This window comes from Microvirga flocculans ATCC BAA-817 (assembly GCF_000518665.1).
GTDB lineage: Bacteria > Pseudomonadota > Alphaproteobacteria > Rhizobiales > Beijerinckiaceae > Microvirga > Microvirga flocculans.
The window spans coordinates 1-14,420 of sequence record NZ_JAEA01000001.1; the positions used below are offsets into that span (position 1 = coordinate 1).

A 14,420-nucleotide genomic window follows, 5' to 3' on the forward strand; every position below is an offset into this window, starting at 1 on the left:
CCCGGCCCTGTTGTGACGTTGTATGAGCTGGAGCCTGCGCCTGGGACGAAGTCGTCGCGGGTGATCTCGCTGGCGGACGACATTGCGCGTTCGATGAGCGCGGTGTCGGCGCGCGTGGCGGTGGTGCAGGGGCGCAACGCCATCGGCATCGAGCTGCCCAACCACAAGCGCGAGACGGTGTATCTGCGCGAGCTGCTCGCCTCCCAGGATTTCGAGAGCACCAAGCAGAAGCTCGCCCTGTGCCTCGGCAAGACCATCGGCGGCGAGCCGGTGATCGCGGATCTGGCGCGTATGCCGCACCTGCTGGTGGCCGGCACCACCGGCTCGGGCAAGTCGGTGGCGATCAACACCATGATCCTGTCCTTGGTCTACCGCCTGACCCCGGCGGAATGCCGCCTGATCATGGTCGACCCGAAGATGCTGGAACTGTCGGTCTATGACGGCATCCCGCACCTGCTGACCCCGGTGGTCACCGACCCGAAGAAGGCGGTGGTGGCCCTCAAATGGGCGGTGCGCGAGATGGAGGACCGCTACCGCAAGATGTCGAAGCTCGGGGTGCGCAACATCGACGGCTTCAACGCCCGGGTCTCGGAGGCCAAGGCGCGCGGCGAGACGATCACGCGCACGGTCCAGACCGGGTTCGACCGCGAGACCGGCGAGGCGATCTACGAGGACGAGGTGATGGACCTCGATCCGCTGCCCTACATCGTGGTGATCGTCGACGAGATGGCCGACCTGATGATGGTGGCGGGCAAGGAGATCGAGGGCGCGATCCAGCGCCTGGCGCAGATGGCGCGCGCGGCCGGCATCCATGTGATCCTGGCGACCCAGCGCCCGTCGGTGGACGTGATCACCGGCACGATCAAGGCGAACTTCCCGACGCGGATCTCGTTCCAGGTGACGTCGAAGATCGACAGCCGCACGATCTTAGGGGAAATGGGCGCCGAGCAGCTCTTGGGCCAGGGCGACATGCTCTACATGGCCGGGGGCGGGCGGATCACGCGCGTGCACGGGCCGTTCTGCTCGGACGAGGAGGTGGAGAAGGTGGTGGCGCATCTCAAGCGCCAGGGCCGTCCGCAGTACCTCGAGGCGGTGACGGCGGAGGAGGACGAGGGCGGGGCCGCCCCCGACACAGCGGTGTTCGACCAAGGCGAGTTCGGGGCGCCGGGCGGGGATTTGTACGACCAGGCGGTGGCGGTGGTGCTGCGCGACAAGAAGGCCTCGACGAGCTACATCCAGCGCCGCCTGCAGATCGGCTACAACCGCGCCGCCTCGCTCATGGAGCGCATGGAGAACGAGGGCATCGTCGGACCCGCAAACCACGCCGGTAAACGCGAAATCCTGCTTGAATCTCCAGGGATGGCGGACGATTAAGTTCTTGAGCCGGAACCTTGGCCGCCGCTTTTGCGTCATCCTTGCGCCACGCAGCATGACCGGCGGCGGTCTTGGCGGTTTCGGTCTGGAGAATTGTCGGATGCGCCCCCTTTCCCTCGTCAGCCTGGCGACGGTCCTGTCCCTCTGGGCAGGAGCCTTTCCGGCTGCGGGCCAGACGCTTCCCCTCGACCTGATCCTGCCTCCGGCCCGTGCCACGGCGCAGGGCTTCAGCCGCACGGCCCCTGCCCTTCCGACCGCGAGCTTCCAGCGCGCCGGGCCTGTGCAAGGCCCCTCCCCGTCCTCGCGGCCCGCCATCGCCAGGCCCGCCAATGCGGAACAGGTTCTGGCCGCGACCACGCCCCTGCCGCCGAGCCGTCCCGTCCCCGAGGAGCCGGCGAAAGCGGCCGAGGCGGAGCCCGTCGCCATCGCCCCGAGGCCCATCGTCACCGCCGCCGTGGAACCGGCGGCGCTCCACCAGCCCCTGCCGAACAGTGCCGTGGTGGAGCGGGCCAATGCGTATTTCACGAATCTGAGCACCCTGGTGGCGGATTTCACGCAAGTAGGCGGCGACGGACGGCGCCAGGGGGGAACCCTCTATCTCCAGCGGCCCGGCAAGGTGCGGTTCGAGTACGATCCCCCGGCGAATCTCCAGGTGATCGCCGACGGCCGCTCGGTCGCGGTGCGCGACCGCAAACTCGCCACGCAGGACCTCTATTCGATCTCGCAGACGCCCCTGAAGTTCCTCCTCCGCGAACGGGTCAATCTGGGCCAGGACATCAAGATCACCGGCATCACCAGCGACGGCGATTCGGTACGGGTCAACCTGGAGGACACGTCGACCCTCGGCGGTACCTCCCGGATCACCCTCTATTTCGACGGCCAGGTGGAGAACCTGAACCAGTGGCGAATCGTCGACGCGCAGGGCTTCCAGACGGTGGTGGTGCTCGACAAGGTGGAGCGGGGCCGGCGGATCGACCAGGACCTGTTCAAGATCCAGTACGAGGCCATCGTCGGCAGCGACAAGTAATCTCTCCCGCCACACCCGCTCCGCCCCGCTTCCCTCGGAGCCGAATCTGTCGTAGCCGGAAAGGGTCTTTCGAAGGGGCCCTTCCGTGCAGCTCACGATCTCGACCTGGAACATCAATTCCGTTCGCCTGCGCCTCGACCAGGTGGGCCGCTTCCTGAGCGAGCGGCGCCCGGACATCCTGTGCCTGCAGGAGACCAAATGCCCGAACGACAAGCTGCCCCTGAAGGAGCTGCAGGCCTTCGGCTATCCCTTCGTGGTCCATATGGGCCAGAAGGGCTATAACGGCGTCGCGATCCTCTCCCGGTATCCCTTCGCGGAAACGGGCGTCATGGAGATGTGCGGCCGCCAGGACGCGCGCCACATCACCGTCACCCTGAGCCGCGAGGCGAAGGCAGCCGCCGGCTTGACGATCCATAACTTCTACGTGCCCGCGGGCGGCGACATTCCGGACCCGGACCTCAACGAAAAATTCCGCCACAAGCTCGACTTCATGGCCGAAATGCGCAGCTGGGGCAGCAAGGCGAAGCCGACCGCGGGCCCCGCGATCCTCGTCGGCGATCTCAACGTGGCGCCGCTCGAGCACGATGTGTGGAGCCACAAGCAGCTTCTCGACGTGGTGAGCCACACGCCGGTCGAGACGGAAGCGCTGGAGGAGCTGCGCCAGGAGGCGGAATGGATCGACGCCATGCGCGCCTTGCGGCCCGAGCCCGAGAAAATCTATTCCTGGTGGAGCTACCGCTCGCCGGACTGGGCCGCCGCCGACAAGGGCCGCAGGCTCGATCACATCTGGCTGTCGAAGGATCTCGGAAGCAGCCTGCGCGCCGTCGACGTGACCCGCGAGACGCGCGGCTGGGACCGCCCTTCCGACCATGCGCCCGTGACGGCGGTCCTGGAGCTGTAAGGAGCTCGGATCCGCCGCGCCCCGCATCGCCCATCGCTGCCCCCGCAAGCCTGCCGCAAGCCTGACCGATTAAGGAATCGGACAATTGCGGAAGTCCGTGCCTAGGGGGGTTCAAGCGGATGGTTTTCAAGCTGCGTTCAATCAAAAGCCGCGTTCTGTTGCTCGCAGGCGCGGGGTTCATCGGGGCCTGCTCGGTCCTGACCTTCGCCGGTTCCCAGATCATGATGAACTCGGGCCGCGAACAGTCTATCGAGACGGCCAATACTCTTCTCAAGGAGTACAAGGGCCTGGTCCAGGCGGAAATCGGGCGCGCCATATCGGCTGCGATGGTCATGAATTCCGCGGTCGAGGCCGTGATCTTCGACCAGAAGGTGGACCGCGACGAGCTTGCGGAGATCGTCGCGAAAACCGTCGAGAGCCAGCCCAACCTGATCGGCATCACCCTGGCGTTCGAACCGAACGCCCTCGACGGGCAGGACAAGGACTTCTTCGCCCATACCTATTCGGACCCGACCGGCCGCTTCGCGCCCTATTTCCACTGGAACAAGGACGGAAAGGTCGCGGTCGAGACGATCGACCTGACCAAGACACAGGAAATCGAGAACTGGTACACCAAGCCGCTGCGGGAGAACCGCCACCAGATCGTTCCGGCCTATACCTATCCGATCAACGGCCAGGACGTTCTCCTGTCGACCGTGAGCGTCGTCGTGCGCCGCTACGGCAAGCCGGTCGGCATCGTCACCGCAGACATGGGCCTGAACAAGATTTCGGACGCGATCGGCACCCTGAAACCCTTCGGCGCGGGCACGGTGAGCCTCGTCGGCGCAGGAGGATTGTGGGTCGCCAACAAGGATGCGCAGCTTCTCGGTAAACCGGCGAACGACCCGGTCATCCAGAACCTGAAGGCGCAAGCGCTCTCGGCGGGCATGGCGGATACGATGATCGAGGACGCTTCGGGCGAGAGCATCTATCGCGCCGTGGTCGCGGTCGACTTTCCCGGCATCGAGGAGCCCTGGCTCCTATCCATCGCGGTCCCCGCCGACGCCATGATCGCCGGAGCCCTGGAAGCCCGCAACCTCATGCTGCTGACGGCGGCGGGCCTCCTGGTCCTGGCGCTGATCGGGGCCTGGTGGGCCGCGCGCGCGCTGTCCACGCCGATCATGCGCATGACGCAGACCATGAAGACCCTCGCGCTGGGCGATACGGGCGTGACGGTCACCGATACCGAGCGCGCCGATGAGATCGGGGCCATGGCCGGTGCCGTCCAGATCTTCAAGGAAGCCCTGATCGCCAAGAAGGCCGCCGACGAGGCGGCGGCCGTGGAAGCCGACGCGAAGATGCGCCGGGCGCAGATGCTCGATCAGCTCACGAAGCAGTTCGAAGCCAATGTCTCGGTTCTCACGGACGGTCTGTCCTCGGCCGCGTCGCGCATGGAATCGACTGCCCGGTCGATGACCGCCGTGGCGGACCAGACGACGAGCCAGTCCGTCAGCGTGGCCTCGGCGGCCGAGCAGACCTCCGCCAACGTGCAGACGGTGGCGGCCGCCACCGAGGAGCTCTCGATCTCGATCCGCGAGATCGCCTCCCAGGTGGCCCAGTCGTCGCGCATCGCGGAACAGGCGGTGACGGATGCGCAGCGGACCAATGCCACCGTGCAGACCCTGGCCGCCTCGGCCGAGCGCATCGGCGACGTGATCCAGCTCATCAACAACATCGCCTCCCAGACGAACCTTCTGGCGCTCAACGCCACCATCGAGGCCGCCCGCGCCGGCGAAGCCGGGAAGGGCTTTGCCGTCGTGGCGAGCGAGGTGAAGGATCTCGCGAGCCAGACCTCGAAGGCCACCGAGGAAATCTCCTCGCAGATCGGCGCGGTGCAGCAGGCGACGATGGAGGCCGTGCAGGCGATCGAGAACATCGCCCGCACCATCGGCGAGATGTCCCAGATCTCCGTGTCGATCTCCGCGGCGATGGAGGAGCAGGGCGCGGCTACCGCCGAGATCTCGCGCAACGTGCAGGAAGCCGCGCGCGGCACGGAGGCCGTGACCGGCAACATCAACGACGTGCGTCAGGGCGCGGGTGAAACCGGCGCGGCCGCGGCCCAGGTGCTCGCCGCCGCTCAGGACCTCGCCCGCCATTCCGAGACCCTCGGCCTCGAGGTCGGCTCGTTCCTGTCGGGCGTCAAGGCGGCCTAGAGCATTTTTCAGCGAAGTGGATCCGGTTCGCCGTTCAAAAATGCGGCATGATTAAAGATGAGACCCGCGCAACGGACCCGAAGGCGGTTCCTCCGGTTTCGGGTCCGGCGTTCTCGCCGGGAGGGAGGCTCTCAGTCACCCTCCGGCGCTTTTGCCGGAATGTCCTCGCCGTCGATGGCGATGAGCTGCTGGCGCACGCGCTCCAGGCCCTCCGTGAGCCGCACCAGATCCTCGGCCATGACATCGTGGATGGCGGCGGCGGCCGCCGGAAATTCCTCCAGCACCCGGCGCATGAGGCTCGGCGTCACGCGGATGATGGTGGAGGGCTCGCGGGCGGTGGCCGTGGCGCGGCGCTCGATGCGCGCGAACAGGGCGGCCTGGCCGATGAGGGAGCCGGGACCGGCGATGAAGGCGGCGGGCGAGCCGTCGTCACGGGCGTCGAGCGCGACGGCGCCGCGGCTCACCACGTAGCCGCCGTCGGAACGGTCGCCCTTGCGGAACAGCACGTCGCCGGCGCGGTAGGTCCGGGTTTCCGACGCGAAAGCCACAAGACGCAGGGCGTCGCGCTCCAGCAGGTTGAACAGCGGAGCCTGGCTTAAGATCGCAATGTCGTCGTCGAGCGCCATGATGTCCTACGGGATCAGCTTGTAGCCGCCCGGCTCCGTCACGAGAATGCTGGCATTGGAAGGATCCGCCTCGATCTTCTGGCGCAGGCGGTAGATATGCGTCTCCAGCGTGTGGGTGGTCACGTTGGAATTGTAGCCCCACACTTCCGTGAGCAGCGTGTCGCGCCCGACCACGGCCTGGCCCGCGCGGTAGAGATAGCGCAGGATCGCCGTCTCCTTTTCCGTGAGCTTGAGCTTGGACCCCTTCTCGGTGGTCAGGAGCTTCGAGCCCGGACGGAAGATGTAGGGACCGATCTGGAACACCGCGTCCTCGCTCGCCTCGTACTGGCGCAGCTGCGCCCGGATGCGGGCGAGCAGCACGGCGAACTTGAACGGCTTCACCACGTAGTCGTTCGCGCCCGCCTCCAGGCCCATCACCGTGTCGTTCTCCGACCCCTGGGCGGTGAGCATGATGATCGGGCTGCGGAAGTTGTTCTGGCGCATGATCTTGACGGCCTCGCGCCCATCCATGTCAGGCAGGCCCACATCCATGATCGCGAGATCGATCCGGTCGCCCTTCACCGCCTCGATGGCCTGGGTGGCCGTCTCGGCCGTGGCGACCTGGAACTCGTCATACATTCCGAGCTGTTCGGCCAGGGTGTCGCGCAGGTCCTGATCGTCATCCACGACGAGGAGGCGGCTGGCATTCGACATCTCAAACCTTTCAACACGATGAACCGCAAAACAGGCAGGAGCGGCCCTTCAAAAAGCGAAAACCCCTCGAGCCCGAGCCGGTTCGTTCGCCCCCTTGTCGCCGCTCATGAGCCGGATCGAAAATCGCCGCCTGGCCTTGGAGCATCGGACCCGGAAGTGGAAAACCACCCTTGGAATCCATCCGATGCTTCTCCCGGCCGGCGCGAGCCTTGAACTTCGGATCATGCCCGTCGCATAAGAGTAGTCATTCCCAGCTTGACAACAAGGGGTGCCTCAGGCCCTTCCACTGCCGATGAAACAGTCTCGCGTCAATGTTATTCGGGTCTTCCGCTCCCCGCTCGATCACAGGCGGGGGCGTCTCGTCGCAGGCAATCTCGTGATTCCCTGCGCCCTGGGGCGCTCCGGCACGGCCCGCGACAAGCGCGAGGGCGACGGCGCCTCCCCCATCGGCCGCTTCGGGATTCTCCAGGCTTTCTACCGGCCCGATCGCGGCCCGCGCCCGCGCACGGGCCTGCCCTTGCGGCCGATCCGCCCCGGCGACGGCTGGTCCGACGACGTGAGGGACCGCCGCTACAACCGGCTCGTCCCCCTGCCCTGCTCCACGAGCCACGAGAAGATGTGGCGGGACGATCATCTCTACGACATCGTGCTCGACATCGCCTGGAACCGGGGTCCCATCAGACGGGGCCGCGGCAGCGCGATCTTCCTGCATCTCGCACGCCCGGGCTTCCTGCCGACGGAAGGCTGCGTCGCCGTGGAAAGCGGCGCGATCCGCCGCCTGATCGAGCGGATCGGGCCGGACACGCGCATCGAGATCGTCGGCTGACCGCGTGATCCTCGTTGCCACCTGCTCGGAATATCCGCATCCGACGCCTAATCTCGAAGCGCTGCTGAAGGCCCTTCGCGCGCTCGGCATGGACGCGGATCACCGTCCCTGGAAGACGGCTCCGGTCGCCGCCTTCGCCGAGGCCGAGGCCGTGCTGCCCCTGTGCTGCTGGGATTACTACGACGATCCGGCCGCCTTCCTTGCCTGGATCGACGCTCTGGACGCGCGAGGCGCGCGGCTGATCAACGATCCGTCCCTGCTGCGCTGGAATTTCCGCAAGACGTACCTTCTGGAGCTTGCGAAGGCGGGGCTTCCCGTTCCGACGACATTCCACCTGCCGCAGGCGAGCCGCGACGCAGTCGAGAGGATCATGGAGATGCAGGGCTGGCAGGTGGCCGTGCTGAAGCCCGTCTCCAGCCAGAGCGGCCACGGCGTCAGAAAGCTCGATCGGGCGGAGCGGGATCGCTGGTCCCTCGACCGATCCGGCACCGACATGCTTCTGCAGGAATTCCAGCCCGACATCGCCAGCCTCGGGGAGACGACGCTGACCTTCATCGACGGCGCGTTCTCCCATGCGGTCCGGCGCGTCCTGAAGCCCGGCGAATGGAGGGCGAATCCTCAATTCGGCATCACCTATGAGCCTATAGCGGCAAGCCGGGACATGATCGATGCGGGAGCATCGTATCTCGCCAGTCTGCCGCAGACGCCGCTTTACGCGCGCGTCGACGGGATCGCCCGTCCGAACGGGTTCATGCTGAATGAGCTGGAGCTGATCGATCCCTATCTCTACCTCGAATTCGCTCCCGGCAGCGCCGAACGGATGGCGCAGGCTCTTCTTCGAAGGATCGGGGAGAGGGATGCGGAACGACATCCCGCATCCCTCTCGCATCATCGGCTCACGCTCTCATAAAACTCCTCCGGCGCATCGATCTCCCGCAGCCTGCCCCTGTCGATGAGCAGGAAGCGGGTGCCGACCGCCTTCACGAAGCTTCTGTCGTGGGACACCAGGATGCAGGTGGCCGCGCTGTCGAGGATCTCCGATTCCAGCTGCTCCCGGCCCGGAATATCCACGTGGTTGGTGGGCTCGTCCATGAGATAGAAGTTCGGCCCGAAGAGGCGCAGCGCCAGCAGGCCGAGACGCGCCTTCTGGCCCGGCGACAGTTTCGCGATGGGCAGCGCCTGCTTCTCGATGGAAAAACCGGCCTCCGCCAGCACCGCCCGGCTGCGCTGGTCGCCGAGGCGGAAGCGCGACAGGATGAAATCCTGCGCCGTTGCATCGTGAGGCAATTGCCCCATGTCCTGATCCACATAGCCGAGGGCGAGGCTCGGGCTCACCCGAATGCCGGGCAGGCCCTCCTCTTCGCTCATCGCCCGGTGCAGCAGGCGCACGAGCTGAGACTTGCCCGTGCCGTTGGCGCCCAGCACCACGATGCGCTCGCCCTGCGCCACGTCGAGCTTCGGAACGGCGAAGAGCTTCCGTCCGTCAGGCGTCTGCACGGTGACGTTGTCCAGCGCCACGAGCAACTTCGCATGCGTGCCGCGATTGCCGAGCCTGATCTCGCCCGCGCGCTCCCTGTGCAGCGCGCGGACGCCCTGCTCCAGGGCGTCGGCCCGGCGCCTGATCTGCGCGGACTTCACCTGCGCCGCGTCGCTGCCGCTGTTGATGCCCACGTTCCGCAAGTCCTGCGCGCTCTGGCGCAGGCGCTTCACCTCGCGCAGGGTCCTGTCGCGCTGCGCCTGGGCCGCGGCATCGTGCGCCTCCAGCAGTTCGCGCGCGCGCCGGTAGGGATGCGCGAAGGAGACGGATTCGGACGGTCTCAGGAAAAGGGTCTTCGTGGTGCAGGCGTCGAGAAACGCGCGGTCGTGGCTCGCCACCACGATGGGCGCGGCGTAACCCGCCGTCGCGATCCAGGCCTCCAGCTTGAGGAGCTTTTCGAGATCGAGATGATTCGTCGGCTCGTCGAGGAGCAGCATGTCCGGCGCGGCGATCCAGGCCCGCGCGATCAGGGCGAGGCGCTGCCAGCCGCCGCTCAGGGCCCGCATCGGCAGGTCGCGCATCGCGGCAGGAGTCTCGAACGCATCGAGCGTCATGTCCACCTGCCATCCCTGCCCGTCGCGTTCCTCGGGCGAGAGCGCCCGGAGCAGGATGTCGCGAAAGGACAGATCGATGAGGCTGGCGGGCACGTCCTGCTCCACGAGGGCGACGCGCAGGCCGCGCGAGCGGACGATGTCGCCATGGGTCGGCTCGGCAAGGCCGGCGAGGCATTTCAGGAGCGTCGACTTTCCGGCGCCGTTGGGCGCCACGAGGCCGAGGCGGTCTCCGTCTGCGACGACGAGGTTGAGGTTTTGAAACAGGGGCGTATGGGCAATGACGCCGACATTGCGAAGGCTCAAGGAAGCCATGGGTCAATCTCACTGGTGCGGCGCACTCCGGCTTCGTTGCCGGTAAAAAGCGCGCAAGGTCTCGAACGTGTCGGACACGCCTCACGCCGCGCGGGGCGAAAGCGCGTGAAGCCGTTCAGAGCTGACCAGGATGAGATGAGGACGCGGGAAAATTTTCAAAAATGCGCATTGAAAATGCGGCTTTGAAATCCCGCCGTCAGATCCGTTCGATGGCCGGCCCTGCAACGAGCTGCTGCAGGGCATGCCAGGGGCCGAACATGCGTAGATGCATCGCTTCACACATGCAGCCCTCCTGTGGTTCGAATGGTGATCAACCGGCCAAGGTTAGACGGGATGGGCTGAAGATGCAATCGTGCACAGGGCTCAACCCTTTTTCGCCCGCGCTCCGAAGATCGCGCTGCCGACCCGCACATGGGTCGCGCCGAGCTGGATCGCGGCGTCGAAATCGGCGCTCATGCCCATGGAGAGCACCTTCAGCCCGTGCCGCCTGGCGAGAGTGTTGAGCAGGGCGAAATGCGGCGACGGCGGGTCCTCAGCCGGGGGAATGCACATGAGGCCCTCGATCTCCAGGCCGTATTTCGTGCGGCAGGCATCGAGGAAGGCGTCGAGCTCGGACGGCGAGACGCCGCCCTTCTGGGGCTCCTCGCCCGTGTTCACCTGGACCAGCAGGCGCGGCTTCCTGCCCTGCCTGGCGATTTCCTTGGCGAGCGCCTCCGCGAGCGAGGGGCGGTCGAGGGTGTGGATCACGTCGAAGAGCTCCACGGCCTCCTTCGCCTTGTTGGACTGGAGCGGGCCGATCATGTGCAGCTCCACGTCGGGAAAGCGCTCCCGCAGGGCGGGCCACTTGGCCTTCGCCTCCTGCACGTAGTTCTCTCCGAAGACCCGCTGGCCCGCCGCCAGAACCGGTGCGACGGCCTCCGCCGGGAAGGTCTTGGAGACGGCCACGAGGGTGATATCGGACGGATCCCGGCCGTAATCGGATGCCGCGCGCCGGATGGCCTCCCGCACCTGTTCCAAGCCTTCGACCGCGTCGTTCCCGCTCATGAAACCCTCTTTCTGTCTGCACCGTCACCCCCTCCCGGGCTGCCGGGCCGCCGGGGATGACACAGAGGTCGAAACTTGACCGCCTCTCTCACGCGAAACCGTTGACCGCGCGGGAGAGCTGTGTCCTAGTCCGGCGCAACCCGGCGGCGCAAGCCGCTTCGCTTACCAATGACGGATGATTGACGAAAAATGAGGCCCGAGCGCTACAACGCCAAGGAAGCCGAGCTGAAATGGCGGAAGGTCTGGAACGACCGCGACCTGTTCAAGACCAGGAACGAAGACCCACGTCCGAAATACTACGTGCTCGAGATGTTCCCCTATCCGTCGGGACGCATCCACATGGGCCACGTGCGCAACTACACCATGGGCGACGTGGTGGCGCGCTACAAGCGGGCCCGCGGCTTCAACGTGCTCCACCCGATGGGCTGGGACGCCTTCGGCATGCCGGCCGAGAACGCCGCCATGCAGAACAAGGTCCACCCGAAGGAATGGACCTATGCCAACATCGCCACCATGCGCGCCCAGCTGCAGAGCATGGGCCTGGCCATCGACTGGAGCCGTGAGATCGCCACCTGCGATCCGAGCTACTACAAGCACCAGCAGCGCATGTTCCTGGACTTCCTGGAAGCCGGGCTCGTCGACCGCAAGACGGCCAAGGTGAACTGGGACCCGGTGGACCACACCGTGCTCGCCAACGAGCAGGTGATCGACGGGCGCGGCTGGCGTTCGGGGGCCCTGGTCGAGCAGCGCGAGCTGACCCAGTGGTTCCTGAAGATCACCGATTTCGCGCAGGATCTCGACGACAAGCTCGACACCCTCGACCGCTGGCCGGAGAAGGTGCGCCTGATGCAGCGCAACTGGATCGGCCGCTCGGAAGGCCTGCTGGTCCGCTTCGCCCTGAAGCCCGAGACGGTGCCGAACGGCGAGACCGAGCTGCAGATCTACACGACACGGCCCGACACGCTCTTCGGCGCGAAGTTCATGGCCGTCGCCCCCGATCATCCGCTGGCCAAGGCCGCGGCGGAAAAGAATCCGAAGCTTGCTGCCTTCATCGAGGAGTGCAAGCGCATCGGCACGGCCCAGGAAGCCATCGAGAAGGCCGAGAAGCTCGGCTTCGACACGGGCATCCGCGCCGAGCATCCGTTCGACCCGAACTGGACGCTGCCTGTCTATGTGGCGAACTTCATCCTGATGGAATACGGCACGGGCGCCATCTTCGGCTGCCCGGCGCATGACCAGCGCGACCTGGATTTCGTCAACAAATACAGCCTCGGCAACACGCCGGTGGTCTGCCCGCCGGACGTGGATCCGGCCTCCTTCGTCATCACCGACACCGCCTATGACGGCGAGGGCCGGATGATCAATTCCCGCTTCCTCGACGGCATGACCATCGCACAGGCCAAGGAGGAGGTCGCCAGGCGGCTGGAGAAGGAGCTGCGCGGCAACCGTCCCGTGGGCGAGCGCAAGGTGAATTTCCGCCTGCGCGACTGGGGCATCTCGCGCCAGCGCTACTGGGGCTGCCCGATCCCTGTCATCCATTGCGACGCGTGCGGCGTCGTGCCCGTGCCGAAGGACCAGCTGCCCGTGACCCTGCCGGAGGACGTGTCCTTCGACGTGCCGGGCAACCCCCTCGACCGTCACCCGACCTGGAAGCACGTGAACTGCCCGCAATGCGGCGCCAAGGCCCGCCGCGAGACGGACACCATGGACACCTTCGTGGATTCGTCCTGGTATTTCGCCCGCTTCACGGACCCGACCCTGACGGACAAGCCGACCGATCGCGAGACCGTGGATTCCTGGCTGCCGGTCGACCAGTATATCGGCGGCATCGAGCATGCGATCCTGCACCTGCTCTATTCCCGCTTCTTCACCCGCGCGATGAAGAAGACCGGCCATGCCGGGCTCGACGAGCCCTTCGCGGGGCTGTTCACGCAGGGCATGGTGGTTCACGAAACCTACAAGGATGCGACCGGCGCCTGGGTGCTGCCCGGCGACGTGCGCTTCGAGACGGAAGGCGGCGCGCGTAAGGCCTTCCATGTGGAGACCGGTGCTCCCATCGAGATCGGCTCCATCGAGAAGATGTCGAAGTCGAAGAAGAACACGGTCGATCCGGACGAGATCATCGCTTCTTACGGCGCCGACACGGCCCGGTGGTTCATGCTCTCCGATTCGCCGCCCGAGCGCGACGTGATCTGGACCGAGGAAGGAGTGCAGGGCGCGGGACGCTTCGTGCAGCGCGTCTGGCGTCTCGTGGGCGAGATCGCCGAACGCATCGGCAGCGCCGACGGCGTTTCCGGAGACGGACCGATGGCGCTCGCCGTGCGCAAGGCCGCGCACAAGGCGCTCGCCGCCGTCGAGGAGGATGTGGAGCGCCTGCGCTTCAACCGCTGCGTCGCCCATCTCTACGAGCTCGCCAACAGCCTGCAGGATCTGGCGAACCATGCCAAGGCCGCGAACGAGCCGGGAATCGGCGCAGCCTTCGCGGAGGCCGGGCGCATCTTCGTCCAGCTGCTCGCTCCCATGATGCCGCATCTGGCGGAGGAATGCTGGGAATCCTTGGGCCAGCCGGGCCTTGTAGCCGATACCCCCTGGCCGGTTCTGGACCGCTCGCTCCTGGTCGAGAACACCATCACCCTGCCGGTGCAGGTGAACGGCAAGAAGCGGGCGGACGTGACGGTTGCCCGCGATGCGGATCAGGCTACAGTCGAGGCGGCCGTGCTTTCGCTCGAGGCCGTGCAGAAGGCCCTGGAAGGGAAACCGGCCCGCAAGATCATCGTCGTTCCCCAGAGGATCGTGAATGTCGTCGCTTAACCTCAAGGGCCTTGCCCGCGTCGCTCTCGTGGCAGGCCTGTCTCTAGGCCTGTCCGCCTGTTTCCGGCCCCTCAACGGCCCGACGGCTTCGGGGCAGTCGCTCCAGACGGAACTCGCCTCGATCGACGTGCCCGAGGTGGAATGGCCGCAAGGCCTGGAGAATGCAGGGCATTACCTGCGCAGCGAGCTGATCTACGCGCTCAACGGCTCGGGATCGGACACGCCCAAGCGCTACAGGCTGGATCTCGCCCTGCGCGAGACCAAGACCAGTCCGGTCGTCGATTCGGAGATCGGAACGGCGAGCTCCGTGATCGTCGGCGGAACGCTGAGTTACACGCTGACAAGCCTGGACGGAAAGACCGTGATCACCCGCGGCACGGCGACCGCGGCGGCGAGCTTCGACCGGTTTACGCAGCGCTTCGCCAATATCCGCGCGGGACGCGACGCGGAGATCAGGCTCGCCAGGGATCTGGCGGGTCAGGTGAAAACCCGTTTGGCGGCGACGCTCGCAACCCGAAGCTGA

Annotated in this window: 12 protein-coding genes; 8 read left to right on the forward strand and 4 right to left on the reverse strand. The window is 66.4% G+C overall.

Features of this window, described 5'->3' with window-relative positions; translation table 11 throughout:
* From L879_RS0100005 to L879_RS19805, 4 genes are all read left to right on the forward strand, one after another.
* The coding region (locus tag L879_RS0100005) for a DNA translocase FtsK (RefSeq protein WP_027314320.1) at nucleotides 1–1,374 on the forward strand (1,374 nt) is incomplete at its 5' end.
* Nucleotides 1,375–1,474: 100 nt separating this feature from the next.
* A complete protein-coding gene (locus tag L879_RS19800; protein ID WP_051434917.1) occupies nucleotides 1,475–2,401 on the forward strand; it encodes an outer-membrane lipoprotein carrier protein LolA in 927 nt (308 codons plus the stop codon).
* Between the two features lie 85 nt (nucleotides 2,402–2,486).
* A complete protein-coding gene (gene xth, locus L879_RS0100015) occupies nucleotides 2,487–3,302 on the forward strand; it encodes an exodeoxyribonuclease III (protein WP_027314321.1) in 816 nt (271 codons plus the stop codon).
* 119 nt (nucleotides 3,303–3,421) lie between these two features.
* Complete coding sequence (locus tag L879_RS19805; protein WP_051434918.1) at nucleotides 3,422–5,494, forward strand: methyl-accepting chemotaxis protein; 2,073 nt, start codon at nucleotides 3,422–3,424, stop codon at nucleotides 5,492–5,494.
* A 131-nt stretch (nucleotides 5,495–5,625) separates the two neighbouring features.
* Here L879_RS19805 and L879_RS0100025 read toward each other — a convergent pair whose 3' ends face one another.
* Both L879_RS0100025 and L879_RS0100030 read right to left on the reverse strand, forming a co-directional pair.
* Complete coding sequence (locus L879_RS0100025) at nucleotides 5,626–6,120, reverse strand: cyclic nucleotide-binding domain-containing protein (protein WP_027314322.1); 495 nt, start codon at nucleotides 6,118–6,120, stop codon at nucleotides 5,626–5,628.
* A gap of 6 nt (nucleotides 6,121–6,126) precedes the next feature.
* Complete coding sequence (locus tag L879_RS0100030; RefSeq protein WP_027314323.1) at nucleotides 6,127–6,813, reverse strand: response regulator transcription factor; 687 nt, start codon at nucleotides 6,811–6,813, stop codon at nucleotides 6,127–6,129.
* A gap of 292 nt (nucleotides 6,814–7,105) precedes the next feature.
* On the opposite strand from L879_RS0100030, the gene L879_RS0100040 reads away from it, so the two are divergent.
* Nucleotides 7,106–7,639 (forward strand): L,D-transpeptidase family protein, encoded by a 534-nt coding sequence (locus tag L879_RS0100040; RefSeq protein ID WP_027314324.1) that lies wholly within the window; start codon nucleotides 7,106–7,108, stop codon nucleotides 7,637–7,639.
* A 4-nt stretch (nucleotides 7,640–7,643) separates the two neighbouring features.
* On the forward strand, nucleotides 7,644–8,549 hold the full coding sequence (locus L879_RS19810) for an ATP-grasp domain-containing protein (RefSeq protein WP_051434919.1): 906 nt from the start codon (nucleotides 7,644–7,646) through the stop codon (nucleotides 8,547–8,549).
* Here L879_RS19810 and L879_RS0100050 read toward each other — a convergent pair.
* Both L879_RS0100050 and L879_RS0100060 read right to left on the reverse strand, forming a co-directional pair.
* Nucleotides 8,528–10,042, reverse strand: coding sequence for an ATP-binding cassette domain-containing protein (locus L879_RS0100050; RefSeq protein ID WP_027314325.1), 1,515 nt, complete (start codon nucleotides 10,040–10,042; stop codon nucleotides 8,528–8,530). The two genes, L879_RS19810 and L879_RS0100050, sit on opposite strands and share 22 nt — an antisense overlap.
* A gap of 363 nt (nucleotides 10,043–10,405) precedes the next feature.
* Nucleotides 10,406–11,086: a YggS family pyridoxal phosphate-dependent enzyme gene (locus L879_RS0100060; protein WP_051434920.1), complete on the reverse strand. Its 681-nt coding sequence runs from the start codon at nucleotides 11,084–11,086 to the stop codon at nucleotides 10,406–10,408.
* Between the two features lie 189 nt (nucleotides 11,087–11,275).
* On the opposite strand from L879_RS0100060, the gene leuS reads away from it, so the two are divergent.
* A complete protein-coding gene (gene leuS / locus L879_RS0100065; protein WP_027314327.1) occupies nucleotides 11,276–13,897 on the forward strand; it encodes a leucine--tRNA ligase in 2,622 nt (873 codons plus the stop codon).
* Nucleotides 13,884–14,420 carry an LPS assembly lipoprotein LptE gene (locus L879_RS0100070; protein WP_027314328.1) on the forward strand — a complete coding sequence of 179 codons (537 nt, stop codon included), beginning with the start codon at nucleotides 13,884–13,886 and terminating at the stop codon, nucleotides 14,418–14,420. Before leuS ends, L879_RS0100070 begins: the two co-directional genes overlap by 14 nt.

What these genes read in the sequence shown, in the direction of transcription:
- L879_RS0100040 (WP_027314324.1), top strand. Translation starts at nt 7,106, where the DNA reads ATGAAACAGTCTCGCGTCAATGTTATTCGGGTCTTCCGCTCCCCGCTC.
- L879_RS0100030 (WP_027314323.1), bottom strand. Translation starts at nt 6,813, where the DNA reads ATGTCGAATGCCAGCCGCCTCCTCGTCGTGGATGACGATCAGGACCTG.
- L879_RS19805 (WP_051434918.1), top strand. Translation starts at nt 3,422, where the DNA reads ATGGTTTTCAAGCTGCGTTCAATCAAAAGCCGCGTTCTGTTGCTCGCA.
- L879_RS0100050 (WP_027314325.1), bottom strand. Translation starts at nt 10,042, where the DNA reads ATGGCTTCCTTGAGCCTTCGCAATGTCGGCGTCATTGCCCATACGCCC.
- L879_RS0100070 (WP_027314328.1), top strand. Translation starts at nt 13,884, where the DNA reads ATGTCGTCGCTTAACCTCAAGGGCCTTGCCCGCGTCGCTCTCGTGGCA.
- L879_RS0100060 (WP_051434920.1), bottom strand. Translation starts at nt 11,086, where the DNA reads ATGAGCGGGAACGACGCGGTCGAAGGCTTGGAACAGGTGCGGGAGGCC.
- leuS (WP_027314327.1), top strand. Translation starts at nt 11,276, where the DNA reads ATGAGGCCCGAGCGCTACAACGCCAAGGAAGCCGAGCTGAAATGGCGG.
- L879_RS0100025 (WP_027314322.1), bottom strand. Translation starts at nt 6,120, where the DNA reads ATGGCGCTCGACGACGACATTGCGATCTTAAGCCAGGCTCCGCTGTTC.
- L879_RS19800 (WP_051434917.1), top strand. Translation starts at nt 1,475, where the DNA reads ATGCGCCCCCTTTCCCTCGTCAGCCTGGCGACGGTCCTGTCCCTCTGG.